General features: G+C 71.7%; 16 protein-coding genes, 1 tRNA gene and 1 pseudogene. 11 read left to right on the top strand and 7 right to left on the bottom strand.

Annotated features, from left to right (window positions below; translation table 11 throughout):
• Positions 1-209 precede the first annotated feature (209 nt).
• The 3 genes from F1544_RS01280 to F1544_RS01270 all read left to right on the top strand — a co-directional run bounded on the left by F1544_RS01280 (position 210) and on the right by F1544_RS01270 (position 3722).
• Positions 210-1217, top strand: a complete 1008-nt coding sequence (locus tag F1544_RS01280; RefSeq protein WP_167581103.1) for an AraC family transcriptional regulator — start codon at positions 210-212, stop codon at positions 1215-1217.
• A gap of 308 nt (positions 1218-1525) precedes the next feature.
• Positions 1526-2275, top strand: coding sequence for a GAF and ANTAR domain-containing protein (locus F1544_RS01275; protein WP_167581102.1), 750 nt, complete (start codon positions 1526-1528; stop codon positions 2273-2275).
• A gap of 145 nt (positions 2276-2420) precedes the next feature.
• Positions 2421-3722: an ANTAR domain-containing protein gene (locus F1544_RS01270; protein ID WP_167581100.1), complete on the top strand. Its 1302-nt coding sequence runs from the start codon at positions 2421-2423 to the stop codon at positions 3720-3722.
• Between the two features lie 57 nt (positions 3723-3779).
• Here the strand turns inward: F1544_RS01270 and F1544_RS01265 are convergent, their stop codons facing one another.
• The gene (locus tag F1544_RS01265; RefSeq protein WP_167581098.1) at positions 3780-5702 is read right to left on the bottom strand and encodes a GAF domain-containing SpoIIE family protein phosphatase; all 1923 of its coding nucleotides are present in this window, start codon (positions 5700-5702) and stop codon (positions 3780-3782) included.
• Positions 5703-5918: 216 nt separating this feature from the next.
• On the opposite strand from F1544_RS01265, the gene F1544_RS01260 reads away from it, so the two are divergent.
• On the top strand, positions 5919-6302 hold the full coding sequence (locus F1544_RS01260; protein ID WP_167581096.1) for an ATP-binding protein: 384 nt from the start codon (positions 5919-5921) through the stop codon (positions 6300-6302).
• Positions 6303-6327: 25 nt separating this feature from the next.
• On the opposite strand, the gene F1544_RS01255 is transcribed toward F1544_RS01260, so the two are convergent.
• From F1544_RS01255 to F1544_RS01245, 3 genes are all read right to left on the bottom strand, one after another.
• Positions 6328-6570, bottom strand: a complete 243-nt coding sequence (locus F1544_RS01255; RefSeq protein ID WP_167581094.1) for a hypothetical protein — start codon at positions 6568-6570, stop codon at positions 6328-6330.
• Between the two features lie 551 nt (positions 6571-7121).
• A complete protein-coding gene (locus tag F1544_RS01250) occupies positions 7122-7358 on the bottom strand; it encodes a hypothetical protein (protein ID WP_167581092.1) in 237 nt (78 codons plus the stop codon).
• A gap of 144 nt (positions 7359-7502) precedes the next feature.
• Positions 7503-7988, bottom strand: a complete 486-nt coding sequence (locus F1544_RS01245) for a helix-turn-helix domain-containing protein (RefSeq protein WP_208971041.1) — start codon at positions 7986-7988, stop codon at positions 7503-7505.
• A 297-nt stretch (positions 7989-8285) separates the two neighbouring features.
• Here F1544_RS01245 and F1544_RS01240 point away from each other — a divergent pair, with 297 nt between their 5' ends.
• From F1544_RS01240 to F1544_RS26755, 3 genes and pseudogenes are all read left to right on the top strand, one after another.
• Positions 8286-9314 carry a VldE C-terminal domain-containing protein gene (locus F1544_RS01240; protein ID WP_280114469.1) on the top strand — a complete coding sequence of 343 codons (1029 nt, stop codon included), beginning with the start codon at positions 8286-8288 and terminating at the stop codon, positions 9312-9314.
• A gap of 55 nt (positions 9315-9369) precedes the next feature.
• Positions 9370-9579 (top strand): DNA-binding protein, encoded by a 210-nt coding sequence (locus F1544_RS26760; RefSeq protein WP_167581088.1) that lies wholly within the window; start codon positions 9370-9372, stop codon positions 9577-9579.
• Positions 9576-10631, top strand: a pseudogene (locus tag F1544_RS26755) (site-specific integrase); the annotation flags it as partial. The gene F1544_RS26760 and the pseudogene F1544_RS26755, both read left to right, overlap by 4 nt.
• Positions 10632-10849: 218 nt before the next feature.
• On the opposite strand, the gene F1544_RS01220 reads toward F1544_RS26755, so the two are convergent.
• Positions 10850-10923 (bottom strand) — tRNA-Lys (locus F1544_RS01220).
• A 70-nt stretch (positions 10924-10993) separates the two neighbouring features.
• Here F1544_RS01220 and F1544_RS01215 point away from each other — a divergent pair.
• On the top strand, positions 10994-11470 hold the full coding sequence (locus F1544_RS01215) for an SRPBCC family protein (RefSeq protein ID WP_167581087.1): 477 nt from the start codon (positions 10994-10996) through the stop codon (positions 11468-11470).
• A gap of 64 nt (positions 11471-11534) precedes the next feature.
• Here F1544_RS01215 and trxA read toward each other — a convergent pair whose 3' ends face one another.
• Complete coding sequence (gene trxA, locus F1544_RS01210; protein ID WP_167581085.1) at positions 11535-11984, bottom strand: thioredoxin; 450 nt, start codon at positions 11982-11984, stop codon at positions 11535-11537.
• Between the two features lie 68 nt (positions 11985-12052).
• Positions 12053-12664, bottom strand: coding sequence for a hypothetical protein (locus F1544_RS01205; protein WP_167581083.1), 612 nt, complete (start codon positions 12662-12664; stop codon positions 12053-12055).
• Between the two features lie 117 nt (positions 12665-12781).
• Between F1544_RS01205 and F1544_RS01200 the strand changes: the two genes are divergently transcribed.
• The 3 genes from F1544_RS01200 to F1544_RS01190 are packed head-to-tail and all read left to right on the top strand — an operon-like array spanning position 12782 to position 15572.
• Positions 12782-13501, top strand: a complete 720-nt coding sequence (locus tag F1544_RS01200) for an LmeA family phospholipid-binding protein (protein WP_167581081.1) — start codon at positions 12782-12784, stop codon at positions 13499-13501.
• A gap of 45 nt (positions 13502-13546) precedes the next feature.
• Entirely contained in the window at positions 13547-14596 is a 1050-nt protein-coding gene (gene mgrA / locus F1544_RS01195) for an L-glyceraldehyde 3-phosphate reductase (RefSeq protein ID WP_167581079.1), read from the top strand.
• Between the two features lies 1 nt (position 14597).
• A complete protein-coding gene (locus F1544_RS01190) occupies positions 14598-15572 on the top strand; it encodes an NAD-dependent epimerase/dehydratase family protein (RefSeq protein ID WP_167581077.1) in 975 nt (324 codons plus the stop codon).
• Positions 15573-15647 lie beyond the last annotated feature (75 nt).

Genomic DNA, 15647 nt, shown 5'->3' with positions numbered 1-15647 from the left:
ACCAGGCTGTTACAGCCCCCGAGCCTCACGCTGCCACTGACGCTCGGTCAGTGAAGGCGATACCTCTATTGAGCGGTCAAGCTCCGCTCGATGGGCTGCAACCTGGCTTGGGCTGCGCAATCTGGCTGAGGACTTCGCATTTGGACTACCCTCCCGCCGGGCGGGACTCCAACAGCCGGTCCCCGACCCGACGGGATCAGGGGACCCGCGTGAGTACCAACAGCAGCACGCTCGGCGACACGGTGCAGCGCTCGGCGATCGTCACCCACGACGTCGCCGTCGCCACCGCGATCATCCAGCGCCTGTACGCCGACGCCCGCGTCGAGCTGGGCCGTCCCGGCGAGGACTACGAGTTCCGCCTGGCCCACGCCAGCGCTGGTCCGCTGTCCATAAGCACGGTGCGCTACGGCTTCGAGGGCCGGGCGGAGGTCGCCCCGGTGGACACCTTCACCACCGTCGTCGTCCAGGCCGGTTCCCTGTCCGTGGCCTCCGGTGCCGAGCCGGAGACCACCATGGGCAGCGGCGAGGTGTGGCGCTGGAACACCAACCAGGAGCTGCGCGCCGGCTACGGCCCGGAGTCCGCGTTCGTCCTGCAGCAGCTCCCGCTCACCACCATCGACGAGGCCGCCGCGGAGTCCGGCCGCGCCGGCGCAACCGACACGACCGCGGCCGCGGTCCGCTTCCTGGACACCGCCCCCGTCGACGCCGCCGGCCAGCAGTACTGGGCCGGGCTGGTCCGCTTCGCCTACCAGCAGGCCACCGCACCCGACTCCCCGCTGAACAGCCCGCTCGTGCGCGCGCAGCTCGTCCGCACTCTCGCCCAGGCCGCGCTGGTGACCTTCCCCAACACCACCATGACCACCGACTACCTCGCCGGCCCGGGCGACGTCGGGCCGGCCACCCTGCGCCGCGCCCTGGCCCACCTGCACGCCCACGCCGCCGAGCCCCTCACCGTGGGCGACCTGGCCGGGGCCGCCGGGATCGGGGTCCGCGCCCTGCAGCAGGCTTTCACCACGCAGCTGGGCGCGACCCCCATGACCCACCTGCGCCGCGTCCGCCTGGAGCGCGCCCACGCCGACCTGCGCGCGGGCGACCCCACCGCCGGGGACACCGTGGCCGCCATCGCCGCCCGGTGGGGCTTCGCCCATCCCGGGCGCTTCGCCGCCGCCTACCAGACCGAGTACGAGGTCAGCCCGGCCACCACCCTGCGCCGCTGAGGCCCGGTCGGCGCGGCGGGGTCGGTTGCGGTCGCTCCCGCGCGAGCGGGAACGCTCCGTGCGGGGAGTCTTTGCCTCGGGGCCGGCGCTCTCAACGCCAGCCGACGCTCATGAACTGGCTCACGGTGCGTACATACTGTGACGACTGCTTATCGCGGCCTGGGTCAGCTTCTTCGCCTCAGCCATGCGAACCGGTGAGACCTACAGCCAGCAGTGACCGCCCGTGACCGCCGGTGGTACGGCGAGCATGTACTGATCCGAAATCTCGCCTAGCTACCGGTCAGATCTTGGCGGACGGAGGAACGCTCATGGCTGATGAGTCTCGTGCGGTGCAGCCTCCGGTCCCCCTCGACACCATGGGGGCACTACATCACCTGGTGGCCTTGATGCTGGGCGCGAAGCCGCTCGCCGAACTCGTGCACGACATCTGCCTCCTTGCCGCCACGAGCATCCGCGACGTCGACGAGGTCTCCATCGTGCTCATCGATGACGACCGCACCCAGACCGCAGCCTTCAGCGGATCCCTGGCGGCCACCCTCGACGAGCGCCAGTACGACAGCGGTTTCGGTCCCGGCCTGGATGCAGCCCGTGCCCGAAGCGTCATCCGCGTCGACGACACCACCTCCTCGGGCGAGTACCCGGACTTCGCGGCTATCGCTGGTCGCCAAGGTGTCACCAGTGTCCTGGCCATCGGCCTTCCCGCCTCGGCGCAGATCCACGGCGGGCTGACCCTCTACCGCCTGCGCGGCACGCAGCCCTTCAGTCCCCAGACCGAGGCTGCCGCTTCGACGTTCGTCACCTACGCCGCCGCCACCTTGGCCAACGCCGCCCTGCTGGCCAGCCGAGAGCGACGTGCCACCCACCTGCACACGGCCCTGGCGGGCCGTGCCGTCATCGACCAGGCCAAGGGCATCGTCATGAGACTCGTGGGCTGTGAGGCCGACGAAGCGTTCCTGCTGCTGACCAAGCGGTCCCAGCGCGCCAACCGCAAGCTGCGCGATGTCGCCGCCGAGTTGGTCGCGGACGCCGTGCGCGGTGAGGATCCACGCTTGCCCTAAGGCTGCACCGGCGAAGAAGGCACCGAGCTCGCGGCAGCTCATGAAGGGGCGACGACAAGCCTGGTGCGTATGCTTCAAGGAGCAAGCAAGCACTCCATGACCGGGGTGCGGTCCCTGTCGGCACCCCGATCTTGGAGCGATGGTCGTGTCGTCAGCCGCTGCCCCTTCCTCTGATGCGTCCCGCCACGCGGGCCTACACCACGTTCCGGCGCTGGTCGCCCGCTTCGAACGCTCGCTTGCGGAAGTCACCGATGGTGAGGACGACAGCGAGCTCCCCTCGCTGCTGTGCCAGGTGGCGAAGCGGGTCCTCGGGGTCGACGGGGCCGCGCTGCTGCTGCAGACCGCCACCGGACTCCGCCTCCCCCTCGGTGCCAGCGACGCACACTCAGCGACCGCGGAGCGTCTGCAGTTCACCGCCGGGGAAGGTCCGTGCTTCGAAGCGATGACCACCGGCCGCCCCATCACCATCAGTGAGACCTCGATGCGGGAGCGCTGGCCGGTGCTCGCGGCCCTGCACGGCGAAGCCACCCCGTTCACCGGCGGCATCAGCGTGCCCTTGCGCGCCGGCCACACCCGCTTCGGGGTGCTGGACCTCTACCTGGTGCATCCCCGGTCGCTGAAAGGTGAGGACATCATCGCCGCCCAACTCATCGCCCAAGCGGTCGCCGACGCCTTCCTCGACAAGCTGCGCCCGGATACGGCCTTGTCGGTCTCGGGCAGCGAGGTTCAGGACGTACCGGATGGCTGGCTGGACACCTCAGCGGTTAACCAGCGCCGCGACGTCTGGGTCGCGGCCGGCATGGCCAACCTCGCCCTAGGTCTCCAGCACGAAGACGCGCTGGCCCTGCTGCGCGCCAGTGCCGTCTCGCGGGGGCAGACCCTCGACGCCTTCGCTCACAACATCGCCACCGGAGACGTCGACCTCGCCACTCTGCAGGGGCAGCCGTCATCCGGCGACGGCAACGCCCCCGAAAGCGCCACCGAGCGGGACCGGACGGTAGAACGGCCGGTCCCACGACGGCTAACCCCACGCCGGGCCGACGCTTCGCGTGCTGACGCGACCACGCCTGCCCCGGCCCCGGCAGCGCCTTCGACGCACGAGCGCGCCTCGGCCAGGCTGGAAGACCTGGCACGCATCACGCAGCTGGAAGCCACGGTGGAGCAGCTACAGACCGCGCTCAGCAGCCGCCCCCGCATCGAGCACGCCGTCGGCATGATCATGATGCTCATGCCGTGTGGTGAGGAGCTTGCGGTCGCAGTGCTGAAGAAGGTGTCGATGAACACCAACCGCAAGCTCATCGACGTCGCCGACGCGATTACCAGCAGTGTCAGCAGGGGAGAACCGCTGTCGGCCGACCTCATGACCGCTCTGGAGGACGTACTGCCACCGCAGGCGCGAGACACCCGTGCCCACCCGGCTGCTTCCACCCCTACATCGACGGACTGATCGCGGATTCAGCCATCGAACGGCGACGCGGACGCTCGGCGAGGACTCGGAAAGCGTTCAGTCGATGTGGGCGTCGATGTCGGTGGGAGTGTCGCGGGTGAGGTCGGCGGGTAGTCGCCGTGGGCCGGCCTCGGCAGGGCGGGGGCGGTCCTCACGGTGAGCGCGCACAGCGAGCAGGGCGACGTCGTCCTCCGCGTCCTCGGCGAGGCGGGCGATGAGGTCGTCGCACAGCTCCTGCAACGGCAGGTGCGACAAAGCCGTCGCCAACGTCTGCAACCGGTGCAGGCCGTCTTCGAGATGTTCCCCGCGCCGCTCGACGAGGCCGTCGGTGTAGAGCAGCACCGTGCAGCCGGGTAGAAGGTGCACGCTGTGATCGTGGCGGTCGGTGTCCACGCTCAAGCCCAGCAGCAAGTCGTGCGGACGCTCGAGGAACTCACTTCGACCGTCCGCCTGGATCAGCAGCGGGGGCAGATGACCGGCGTTGGACCAGCGCAAGGTGCGCAGACCCTGGTCGGCGTCTCGAGGTCCCTGCTCGACCTTGGCCAGCAGCGCGGTGGACAGCGCCCCGATGGCCAGGTCCCGCATGGCCCAGTCCAGAGATCGCAGGATCCTCGCCGGGGGATCCACCACGGCGTGGGCCACCCCACGCAGCACGTTGCGGACCTGAGCCATCTGCACCGCGGCGTCCTGGTCGTGACCGCTGACGTCACCGATGACCAGGCACGTGGTGCCATCGCGCACCATGAACGCGTCGTACCAGTCCCCACCGACCTGCGCCTCATCCGCAGCAGGCACGTAACGGGCGAGCAGCTCCAGGTGGTCCGGCTCTGGAAGCTCGGTCAGCAGAGAGCGCTGCAGCGCCTCACCCATGCGCGCCACCCGGTGCGCCGCGGCCCGCTCCGCCTTCAGTGCCTGCAGGCGGTTCAAGGCCTGAGCGCACTGGGCGGCGAAGGTCTCCAGCAACGCCACCTGCTCGGTGTCGAAAGTCTGGGGCTGCTTCCAGCCGGCGGTCACCACCCCCAGCACCTCGGCCCCCACGCGCAGCGGGACGCTCGCGAAAGCGTGGGCCCCCGTGGCGGTCAGCACACCAGCCATGTCACTGGAATAGGCCAAGCACACGTCGCGATCGGCCAGCAGGACCGTCTGTGCGGTCCGGGCGGCCTCGGCAACGGGAAGCCGGGCGCTGAGGGGGATGTGGGCGTAGGTGACCTGAGCGTCCTGGCCGTAGCTGCTGGTCAGGTAGGACAGTAGGGTGGTCTCGTCCTCGGGGTCGACGACGGCCACGGCCCCGCCGTCGCAGCCCAGCATCGTCAAGCCCTGCTCGGCGACGGTGGTCACCAGGTCGTCGATGTCGTCGACCCCGGTCAGGGCCAGGGCGAACTTCGACACCCCTACCAGCACGTCCCGCCGGACGGAGTCCTCGAACTCACGGCCCAGGGCGGCGACCTCGAGCTGGGCGGAGGCCGCCACGGCCAGCTGCTGCAACAGCTCCCCCTCGGCGGCACTCCACGCGCGTGGGCTGGCCTGGTAGACGCACAGAGCGCCCACGATGTGCCCGTCGTCAGAGATGAGAGGTTGCGCGAGGTAGGCCCCCACCTCCCCCCGCATGACCGGGCTCAGGTGTAAGACGCGGACGTCGCTGCGGGCATCGCGCACGGTGAAGCAGGCGCCGCTGGCCGCGGCCAGCGTGCACAGCGCCTCGCTGAGCGGAGTCTGCTCTCCGGTGCGGCCGGCGACGCTTCCGCCGGCGGCGGCGATGGTGCGCACCTCAGTCAGCAGGGACACCTCCGCACCAGGAGCGGCGAGCAAGCGCGCGGCGAGAGCGGCGATGGCCTGCAGGCCCGGATCGCCGTTGGCCGGCAGCAGCCGCCGAGCGGCGCGGTCGCGGTCCTGAGCGGCGCGAGACGCGGAGGGAGGCTCCGTGCTGTCGGCACCGAAGCCACCCGCAGCGTCCAGCCACGCGTCGTCCGAAGTCGCCACACCAACTCCTCTAGCCGCGGCAAGCACCCACCAGATCACCCGCGCGACCTGCCACCTCAGTCTTCCGCATCCTCGCGATTTGGGTGCACTTGCCAGCGATCACACGTGACTTGACAGTGGAGGAATCATGAAGGTGCCGGTGGCAACCACAAGTGATCGAGACGCCAGCGGGGCGCCACGACCAAGGTCCTGACGCAAGAAAAGAGAGAGGACCTCGTGGCCCACGCCACCCTGCCCCTGGCTGCCCACCTCCGCGCGGTACCCACCGCCCGGCACTGGACCAACCAGCACTGCGTGCAGCACCTAGACGACGAGTCCGCCCGCCAGGTCGTAGAGCTGCTGACCAGCGAGCTGGTCGCCAACGCCGTCCTGCACGGGGCCGCACCCTTCGCCCTGGACGTGGACTGCGACCCGCGTGCCGTGCACGTCGCCGTCAGCGACGCCAGCCCTCACCCGCCGCAGCTGCGTCACGCCTCCCCCGAAGCCACCGGTGGGCGAGGGATAGCCCTGGTCGACATGCTCGCCACCGCCTGGGGTCACAACCTGGGACCGAACGGACAGGGCAAAGTCATCTGGTTCACCTACGACCTCACCCACTGATCACCGACCCCGCCGGCCGCTGACGTCACGGCTGGCAGGGTCGGCGCAGGCACTGAAGCAGGTCCTCGGACACCGCCGGGGGGAAGTACCCGGCGGGTTGACCGTCCACGGGTGAGACGTCCGCGGCCGTCACCGGGACGCCGTGCATGGCGAGCCCGACGAACAGGTCCTCGGGCAGCAGCTGGTCGTCGGTCAGGCGCAGCACCCGGCCGCGGTCGACGTCGTCGAGTCCGGCCCACCACGTCCAAACCGCGTCGACCTGCGTCACTCGCCGAGCTCCTCGCGCTAGCGCTCTTCGTCCTCGCGCAGCCGCTGCTCGTCCTCGTCGCGCTGACGGTCTTCCTCGGCCAACTGCTCCGGCGTGCGGTCTCGACGGGGCTGATCAGCGACCGGCGCAGCGCCTGCTCCCGGTCGCGGTCCTCGGCCTCCCGGTCCGGCTCGGGGCCGGGGTCGAGGGAGTCGTCGAGCACGGACTCCGCGGCCACCCGCGGCCACCCGCGGCCGATCGCTGCAACGCGCTGGCGCGGCCTGCTGCGCATCCCACCCGAGCCCGCAGCGACGGCACTGCCAGTAGCCCGACGAGAGGTCGACGACGATGTGCAGGTCCCGGTCCGGCTCGGGACCTGGGTCGAGCGAGTCGCCAGCAGCCGGCCACCCGTCGACGGGTGCGGGGTCTGCGAATGCGCGCGGTACCTCCGTGCGCAGCGACTGCGCGGTCCCCTCGGCGCTGGCGTAGCGGCGGTGCGCCCCTTGGCGGCTGGTGCCGATCGCGTCGGCGATGTCTTGCCACGTTGAGCCGGTCGCGCGGGCGTTGGCGATTCACCCGTCGAGCTCGAGCGCGAGCCCGTGGGCGACGGCGACGCAGCGCAGCGCGTGGCGGCGCTGGTGCAGTGGATCGGCGTGCTCGCGCTTCCACGCCTGCGCGTCGTCCTCGATGCGGGGCTCGCCGAGCTCGGCTGCCGCGGCGTCGTGCACGGCCGCGCTGATCGCATCGCGGGCGACCTCGCGTGGCGTGAGTGAGATGCAATTGGAGAGCTTGTCGTTGGCCTCGCGCAAGGTTTGGAGCGCATCAGCACGACAGCGCCGGCAGTCGCGCTTGTCTTTGGCGTCGCGCCCTGGTTGGCCTCGTCGACGGCGTGGCCTTACACGCACCACCGCTTGGCCCCGTGATGCACGCGTTCGTCGGGGCTGGCCGCTCCCTTAACGGGCGTCTCCTTGACGGCCACCTTCTGACAGACCCTCGAGCTGACGCACGCGCTCGATCATCTCCGCGATCGTCGCCAGACTTTCAGTGCTGAGGCCCGAGGCGCGTAGCGCCACTCGTCGCACATCAACGTCCCGCAACGAGGCGAGCAGGTCTAGCTGCTCGTCCACCTTTGCCGCGAGGGCGTCGTCGAAGAAATAGCCCGGAGGGACGCCGAAGAAGGACGCCAACGCCTCGAGGTGCCGCATGGTCGGGTTGTCGCGCTTGCCGTTACGCAGCATCCACAGGTAAGCCGCCGAGATGGTTGGCCCGCCGGTGGCCTTGATGGTGGTCGCGACGTGCTCGAAGGAGTACTCGCCCTTGGCAGGTCTCACCGTGCGGAAGAGATGGTCGACCTTCTTCGCGAGCGGCCCCGCGTCTGGGGCATCGGGCGAGGTTGCGGCGACTGCCGCCTCGTCACCGTCCGGGCGTGCGTCCGCCACGGGTCATCCCCTCCTCTCTGGTGCCGCGCCTTGACAGGTCTTCACGGTGGACTACTGTTTGAGGCGTCGCGTTAACTCATGTGAACGGACTGATCCGCCCAGACGGACAGGCGCGGCGGCTGACATCGACTCACAACCTTCGCCTCTCCTCAGTCCGTTCATCGCGTCATGCCCTTCGACACGCGGGCGTGCGCCCCGAAGGTCCAACCGTAGTCGTCAAGGGGGTAGCGGTTCGTGAAGACAGTCTTCGCAGGCGCGACCGTCCTTTTCGGTGCTGTGCTCCTGCTCGGGGGAGCCATGGGGGACTCGGGCGCCCAAGCTGCTGTGGCCTCGGGGCAAGCGCTCAACGTCGAAGCGCTCCCATCCGCAGCGAGGACGTGGCTCAGTGACCTAGAGACGGCCCGTGACGCCTCGTGTCCGGAGCTACCCCTCACCTGGCTCGTGGCGGAGGTTCAAGCCGAGTCCGGGTGGGACCCGCACGCCTTCTCGAGCGCCGGCGCGGCTGGGCTCCTGCAGGTGATGCCCGCGACGTGGGCGGCCGCCAGAGGAGGGGGCGGCTGGGACGCCGGCTCGAAGCCGCCGGCCAGTCACGACGTGTGGGACCCGGCGCGGCACTTCACGGTCGCCCTGCCGTGGATGTGCAGCAACCTGCGTTCGATGACGTCCCACCTCCGAGCGACAGGAAAGAGCGCCAGTCCGCTCGACGCCATGGCGGTCTGTCACATCGCCGGGTGCTCGCGAGTCACCGGCTCGGCCACTGGCATCCCGATCAGCGGGGAGGCCGGGTGCGGGCCGAGCTGCGCCCGTCAGGTGACCGACTACCTCGGGGCGATCCACCGCTACCTCGACGAGTACACGGCCGCTCCTGCAGCCCCCTTCGGTGGACAAGCGGTCGCCTTCGCCGGCGCTTCAGCGGGCTGCCGACTGTCCGATCCCACCGGCACCGGGGGGTGCGTCACCGCGGCCACGGACTGGGGTGTGCGACAGATCTGGGCGACGTTCGGCGAGCGCCCCGCCTCCTGCTGGGACGCGCACGCGTGGAATCCGACGTCCGACCACCCGCAGGGCAAGGGCTGCGACATCACCTTCGGTCGACTGGGATCCTTCCCCGCCCCTGCCGATGTCACCTCCGGCTGGCAGCTCGCCGCTTGGTTGCAGATGAACGCCGGCCCCCTGCACGTGAAGTACGTCATCTGGCAGGGCCGCATCTGGTCCGCCGGCCGCAACGGCGAGGGCTGGCGGATCTACACCGGAGGTGGGGTCTACGACGCCGGTGACCCCACCGGAGGTCACTACGACCACGTCCACGTCTCGTTCATCGACTGATGCACCGTGCCCGTGTCCGCGCGATGCTTCGCACCACCACGACGGGAGAGCGCTCATGAGCCGCGTCACGCTGGACCTGCAGCAGATCATGGCGCTGCCCCCCGTCGTGGACGTCCCCACCGCCGCTGCGCTGCTCGGCATAGGGCGCACCGCGGCCTACGAGCTGATCCGCACCGACAACTGGCCCACGCCCGTCGTCCGGCTCGGCAAGCTCATCCGCGTGCCCACCGCTCCGCTGCTCGACCTGGTCGGGGTGCACCGGTGAAGAGGGGCACCGTGTGGCAGCGTCACACCGCCGCTTGTCCACGGAACGCAGACGGTGAGCTCCTGCCGCATCGCTGCCGCGGCCTGTGGGGGTTCGTCGTCGACGCGGGACGGCGTCCCGATGGAGCGCGGCGACAAGTGACGCGCTCCGGCTTCGCCACCAAGCGAGACGCACAGCAAGCGCTGGACGCGGAGGTCGCCCGACAGCAGGCCGGCGTGCGGCAGGACCGCCCGCTCACGGTCGCGCAGTACCTCGAGGAGTGGCTGACCGCCAAGCGCAACCTCCGGGACACGACGCGTCGCAGCTACGCGATGCACATCCGCCGCTACCTCACCCCCTCGCTGGGGCACTACCGGCTGCAGGATCTGCGCGCCGACCACATCGACGCTCTCTACTCCGACCTGCTCGGCCACCGGCTCGGCGCGACGACGCCGGCCACGGTCCAGCACGTGCACCGCACCCTGCGTTCGGCCCTGAACAGTGCGGTGAAGCGCCGCCTCATCGCCTGGAACCCGGCGGTGCAGGTCGAGCTCCCGCAGCACCGCGCCGCGCGCAGCTCCGTCTGGGAGCCGCAGCACATCGGTGTCTTCCTCGACTCCGCCGCCGACCATCGTCTGTACGCCCTCTTCCACCTCATCGCCTTCACCGGCATGCGGCGAGGCGAGGCCATCGGCGTGCACTGGAGCGACGTTCACCTGGACCGCGCGCACGTCGTCGTCGCTTGGCAGGTCACCGAGGGGGACGGGCGCCCGCGGCTTGGGGTGCCGAAGACGGCCGCCGGCTCGCGCGTCGTGCCGATCGACCCGCTCACCGTGGAGGTCTTGCGCAACCACCAGGTCGTCCAGGAAGCCGAGCGGGCTGCGTGGGGTGAGGCCTGGCAGGGGCGCGGCCTGGTGTTCACGCGGGAGAGCGGTGACCTCCTGCGCCCCGACGTCGTCACCCACACCTTCCGCAAGCTGGTGGAGCAGGCCGGCGTCCCGATCATCCGGCTGCACGACCTGCGCCACACCCACGCGAGCCTGGCGCTGGCAGCGGGCGTGGACATCAAGGTGGTCAGCGACCGGCTGGGTCACTCGACGACCAACATCACGAGCAACCTGTACACCCACGTCGTGCCGGCCGTGGCCCGCTCCGCCGCGGACGCGATCGCCGCGGTGGTGGCCTACACCCGCGGCGGGACAGTCGAGGATGTTAGCGAGGTGTTAGCGCGGAGGGCTTCCGCAGACCTCGGCAGAAGCCCCCCTGCTGGTGAAGCTGCAGGTCAAAGCCGTAGGCCCCGTGGGGCTCGAACCCACAACCCGCGGATTAAAAGTCCGCTGCTCTAACCAGTTGAGCTAGAGGCCCCGGACGCGGACGTCCGCGCGCAGTCTCTCAGACGAGAGCCGAGGCGCGCGGGGGGTGACACCCTCGACGGGTGAGCGCGCACGCGGTCGTCCGGCAGGTCCTGCCCGTCCCGGCCGACGTCGCCTTCGACGTCGTGCACGACTACCCGAACCGGCTGAGCTGGGACACCCTCCTGCGCGAGGCGACCACCGTCGGCGGTGCCGCGCCCGCGCGGGGCGTCGAGGCCGTCTGCCGCGCCCGGTGGACGCTCGGCGGGCTGAGCTTCCGCACGCGCTACGTGACCTTCCGGCGCCCGGACCTCGCGGCCGTCGCGCTGACGTCCTGGTCGCCGTTCTTCGCCGTGTGGGCCGCCTCGATGCGCCACCGCAACCTCGACGGCGGGCGCAGCGAGGTGGTCTACACGCTCACCTTCACGGGGGCACCCGCCCCGCTGCGCCGGCCCGTCGAGGCGGTCGCCCTGCGCGCGTTCCGCTGGGAGACGCGACGCCGGCTGCGGGCGCTGGCCGCCCACCTCGAGACCGTCGCGCCGCAGGGCACCCGAGGCTGACGCCCCTCACGGACGACGACGGCCCCGCTCCCGGGGAGGGGGCGGGGCCGTCGAGGGGCGGGTCTCAGAAGGCGGCGGGGTCCGTGCCGGCGCGGACGCCCTGGCGCTGCGGGGCCGCCTGCTGCTGGGCGGCCGCCTCGGCCTGGGCCTGCTGGTCGGCGAGGGCCTGCGCGTACTGGACCTTCACCTGGTCCATGTCGAGCGCGCGGACCTGCTCGATGAGCTGCTCGAGGGCGGGCTCGGGCAGCGCGCCGGGCTGGCCGAAGACCGGGATGCCGTCGCGGTAGGCGACGAGCGTCGGGATCGAGGTGATGCCGTAGCGGGCGGCGAGCTGCTGCTGGTCCTCGGTGTCCACCTTCGTGAAGGTGATGTCCGCATGGGTCTCCGAGGAGCGCTCGAAGACCGGACCGAACTGCTTGCACGGGCCACACCACTCGGCCCAGAAGTCGATGAGGACGATCCCGTCCTTCACCGTCTCGTCGTGGGTCTCCAAGGTCAGGGCACTGGTGCTCATGCCCCTTGCAACCACGCCGGCCTGCGCAGCCTTCCCGCTCCCGGCGACGTCCCCGGGCCCGCCCTCCGTCAGCGCGGGCGGCGGCCCATGACGGCCAGCAGCTCCTCCTGCGGGGTCGCGTCCGCGGGGGCCTCGACGGCGGGGCCGAGCACGCCCCAGGCCCGCCACTGCTCCGCGTTCTCCCGCATGTAGGCGAGCATCCCGGCGACCAGCTCGTCCGGCAGGGTGTCGTCGCGGCCCAGGAGCCGGGCGATCTCGACGGCGCGCGTGCCGCGGAAGACGATCGACTGCCAGAGGAAGTCGCGGGCGCTGAAGTCGCCGAAGGAGCAGTGCACGGTGCGCTCGAGGTCGTCGAGCGCCGTGGCCGCGGTGATCGCCTCCTCGACGACGCGCTCGAAGGCGGCGACGGGGTCGGCGCCCAGCAGGTCGCCGCGGTGGGCGTCCTCGCCGACCTCGGCCATCGTCCGGCCGGCGAGCATGGCGGGCACCCAGGCGTCCTCGTAGGCGTGGTGGTTGACGATCTCCCGCAGCGGCGGGTCGGTGTCCGGGCGGCTCGTGGACACCTCGGCCGCGGTGGGCAGGTCCCACTGGTCCTCGCGGACCTGGCGGACGACGCCCAGCAGGGCCTCGTCGGCCGTGACGAAGAGCCGGCGTTCGTCGGGGGTGGTCTGGTCGGTCACGGTTCCTCCTCGGTGAGGGGCGAGCTGACGCGCGCAGCGTAGGAGCGACCTCCGACAGGCGGACAGGTCCCGACCGGGCACAGTGGGGCGCATGAGACCGCCCGAGGAGCCCCGCCGGTGAAGCGCCTGGTGCGGGTCCTCGTCACCCTCGTGGCGCTCGCCGTCATCCTCGTCGCGGCGGACCTCGGCGCCCGCTCGGTGGCGCTGCGGCGGGTGGCCACGGAGATCCAGCAGGACCAGCGGCTGCCCGCGCGGCCGACCGTCACGGTCGCCGGCGGGTCCTTCCTGCTGCAGGCCGCGCGCGGGCGCTTCGACGACGTCACGCTCACGGCGCCGGCGTACTCGGGCGACGTCGAGCTGCGCGACGTGCGCGTCTCCTTCCCCTCCGCCGAGGTGCCGCGGTCGCTGCTGCTGGGGCGGCCCGGCACGCTCCGGCTGCCGCCGGGGACGTTCCGCGCGAGCGTGCCCTACCCCTCGCTGGCCGAGCGGGCGTCGGTCGCCGGGCTCACGGTGAGCCTGGCGCGCGCCGGGCAGGACCTGCGCGCCACCACGCGCCTGCCGGTGCTGGGCGAGCTCGGGCTGGTCGTCTCCCCGGAGCTCGCGGGCGACGTCGTGCGCCTCACGCCGGAGTCCGCGTCGCTGCGCGGGCGGGAGGTCGGCCTCGGCCAGGTGCGGCGCCTCGCCGACCTGGCCGGCATCGACAGCCCGCTGGACCGCATCGACGTCCCGCTGGACGACGTGCCGGGCGAGGTCACGCTCGAACGCCTGACGGTCGCGGACGCCGGCGTCGTGGTGGACGGGACCGTCGCCGCGTCGCAGGTGCCGGTCGGCGGCTGAGCCGTCCGGTCGAGCGCCGGGGGTCGCGCCACTACCCTCCGGAACGTGACCTACATCGCTGACGACGGACGTTACGACTCCATGCCCTACCGCCGCTGCGGGCGCAGCGGCCTGAAGCTCCCGGCCCTGTCGCTCGGGTTCTGGCACAACTTCGGCGACGACAAGCCGTTCGAGACGCAGCGGGCCATCGTGCGCCGCGCGTTCGACCTCGGCATCACGCACATGGACCTCGCCAACAACTACGGCCCCCCCTACGGCAGCGCCGAGACGAACTTCGGCCGCCTGGTCAAGGAGGACCTCAAGCCCTACCGCGACGAGCTCGTGATCTCCTCCAAGGCCGGCTGGGACATGTGGCCCGGCCCCTACGGCGACCACGGCTCGCGCAAGTACCTCACCGCGTCGCTGGACCAGTCGCTGGAGCGGATGAACCTCGACTACGTCGACGTCTTCTACCACCACCGCCCGGACGGCGAGACCCCGCTCGAGGAGACGATGGGCGCGCTCGACGCGATCGTCCGCTCCGGCAAGGCGCTGCACGTCGGGATCTCCTCCTACGGCCCCGAGCGCACGCTGCAGGCGTCGCGGATCCTGCGCGACCTGGGGACGCCGCTGCTGATCCACCAGCCCTCGTACTCGATGTTCAACCGCTGGATCGAGTCGGAGCTGCTCGACGTCCTGGCCGCCGAGGGCGTCGGGTGCATCCCGTTCACCGCGCTCGCGCAGGGGCTGCTGACCGACCGCTACCTCGACGGCATCCCCGCCGACTCGCGTGCGGCGCAGGGCAAGTCGCTTGACCCGGGCATCCTGAACGACGAGAACGTGGCCCGCATCCGCGGGCTGAACGAGATCGCGAAGGGGCGCGGGCAGACCCTCGCGCAGCTCGCCCTGTCCTGGGTGCTGCGCGACGAGCGCGTCACGACCACGCTGATCGGCGCGAGCAGCGTCAAGCAGGTCGAGGACAACGTCGCGGCCGTGTCGAACCTGGAGTTCAGCGCCGAGGAGCTCGCCGCGATCGACGAGTTCGCCGTCGACTCCGGCGTCGACCTGTGGGCCTCGGCCCGCGAGGCCGGCGACACCGCCGCGGCCGGGAACTGACGTGCGCGTCGTCGTCGTCGGGGCCACGGGCCACGTCGGCAGCTACCTGGTGCCCCGCCTCGTCGCGGCGGGGCACCAGGTGGTCGCGGTCAGCCGCGGCACCCGCGAGCCGTACCACCCGCACCCCGCGTGGGCGCAGGTCGAGCGGGTCGTCGCCGACCGCGAGGCCGAGGACGCCGCCGGGACGTTCGGCGCCCGCATCGCCGGCCTCGGGGCGGACGCGGTCGTCGACCTCGTGTGCTTCACCGCCGACTCCGCGCGCCAGCTCGTCGAGGCGCTGCGCGGCCGCACGGGGTTCCTGCTGCACTGCGGGACGATCTGGGTGCACGGCGTCGCGGCCGCGTCGCCGCTGACCGAGGAGGATCCGCGGGAACCGTTCGGGCCCTACGGCACGCAGAAGGCCGAGATCGAGGCGCTGCTGCTCGCCGAGGCCCGCAGCGGCGGGCTGGCCTGCACCGTCCTGCACCCCGGGCACATCAGCGGCCCGGGCTGGCCCGTCATCACCCCGGTGGGCAACCTCGACCCCGACGTGTGGCACCGCCTCGCCACGGGGCGGGAACTCCTCGTGCCGGGGACCGGCGTGGAGACGATGCACCACGTGCACGCCGACGACGTCGCCCAGGGTTTCCAGCGCGCGCTGGAGCACCGCTCGGCCGCGCTGGGGGAGAGCTTCCACGTCGTCTCCGACCGGGCCCTGACCGTGACGGGGTTCGCCCGCGGGGTCGCGGCCTGGTTCGGCCGGGACGCCGTGCTGCGCACCGTCCCGTGGGAGGAGTTCCGCGCCGCGGCCGGCGAGCACGCCGACGCGAGCTGGGAGCACCTGTCCCGCAGCCACTCGGCCAGCACGGCGAAGGCCCGGCGGCTGCTCGGCTACGTCCCCCGGTACACGACCCTGCAGGCCGCCGCGCAGGCCGTGCGCGGCCTCGCCGAGCGGGGCGAGGTCGACCTCGCGGGCGCCGAGGTGCCGCTGCTCTGACGGCCGTCACCCCTCTCCCCGCCGTGATCATGCAGGGATTACCTGCATGATCACGGCGGGGGACGGTGCTGGCCG

Source organism: Kineococcus rubinsiae (assembly GCF_011839805.1).
In the GTDB taxonomy this organism is placed as follows: domain Bacteria; phylum Actinomycetota; class Actinomycetes; order Actinomycetales; family Kineococcaceae; genus Kineococcus; species Kineococcus rubinsiae.
Note: the sequence above shows the minus strand (reverse complement) of the source record. Positions and strands in the feature narration are given on the sequence as shown.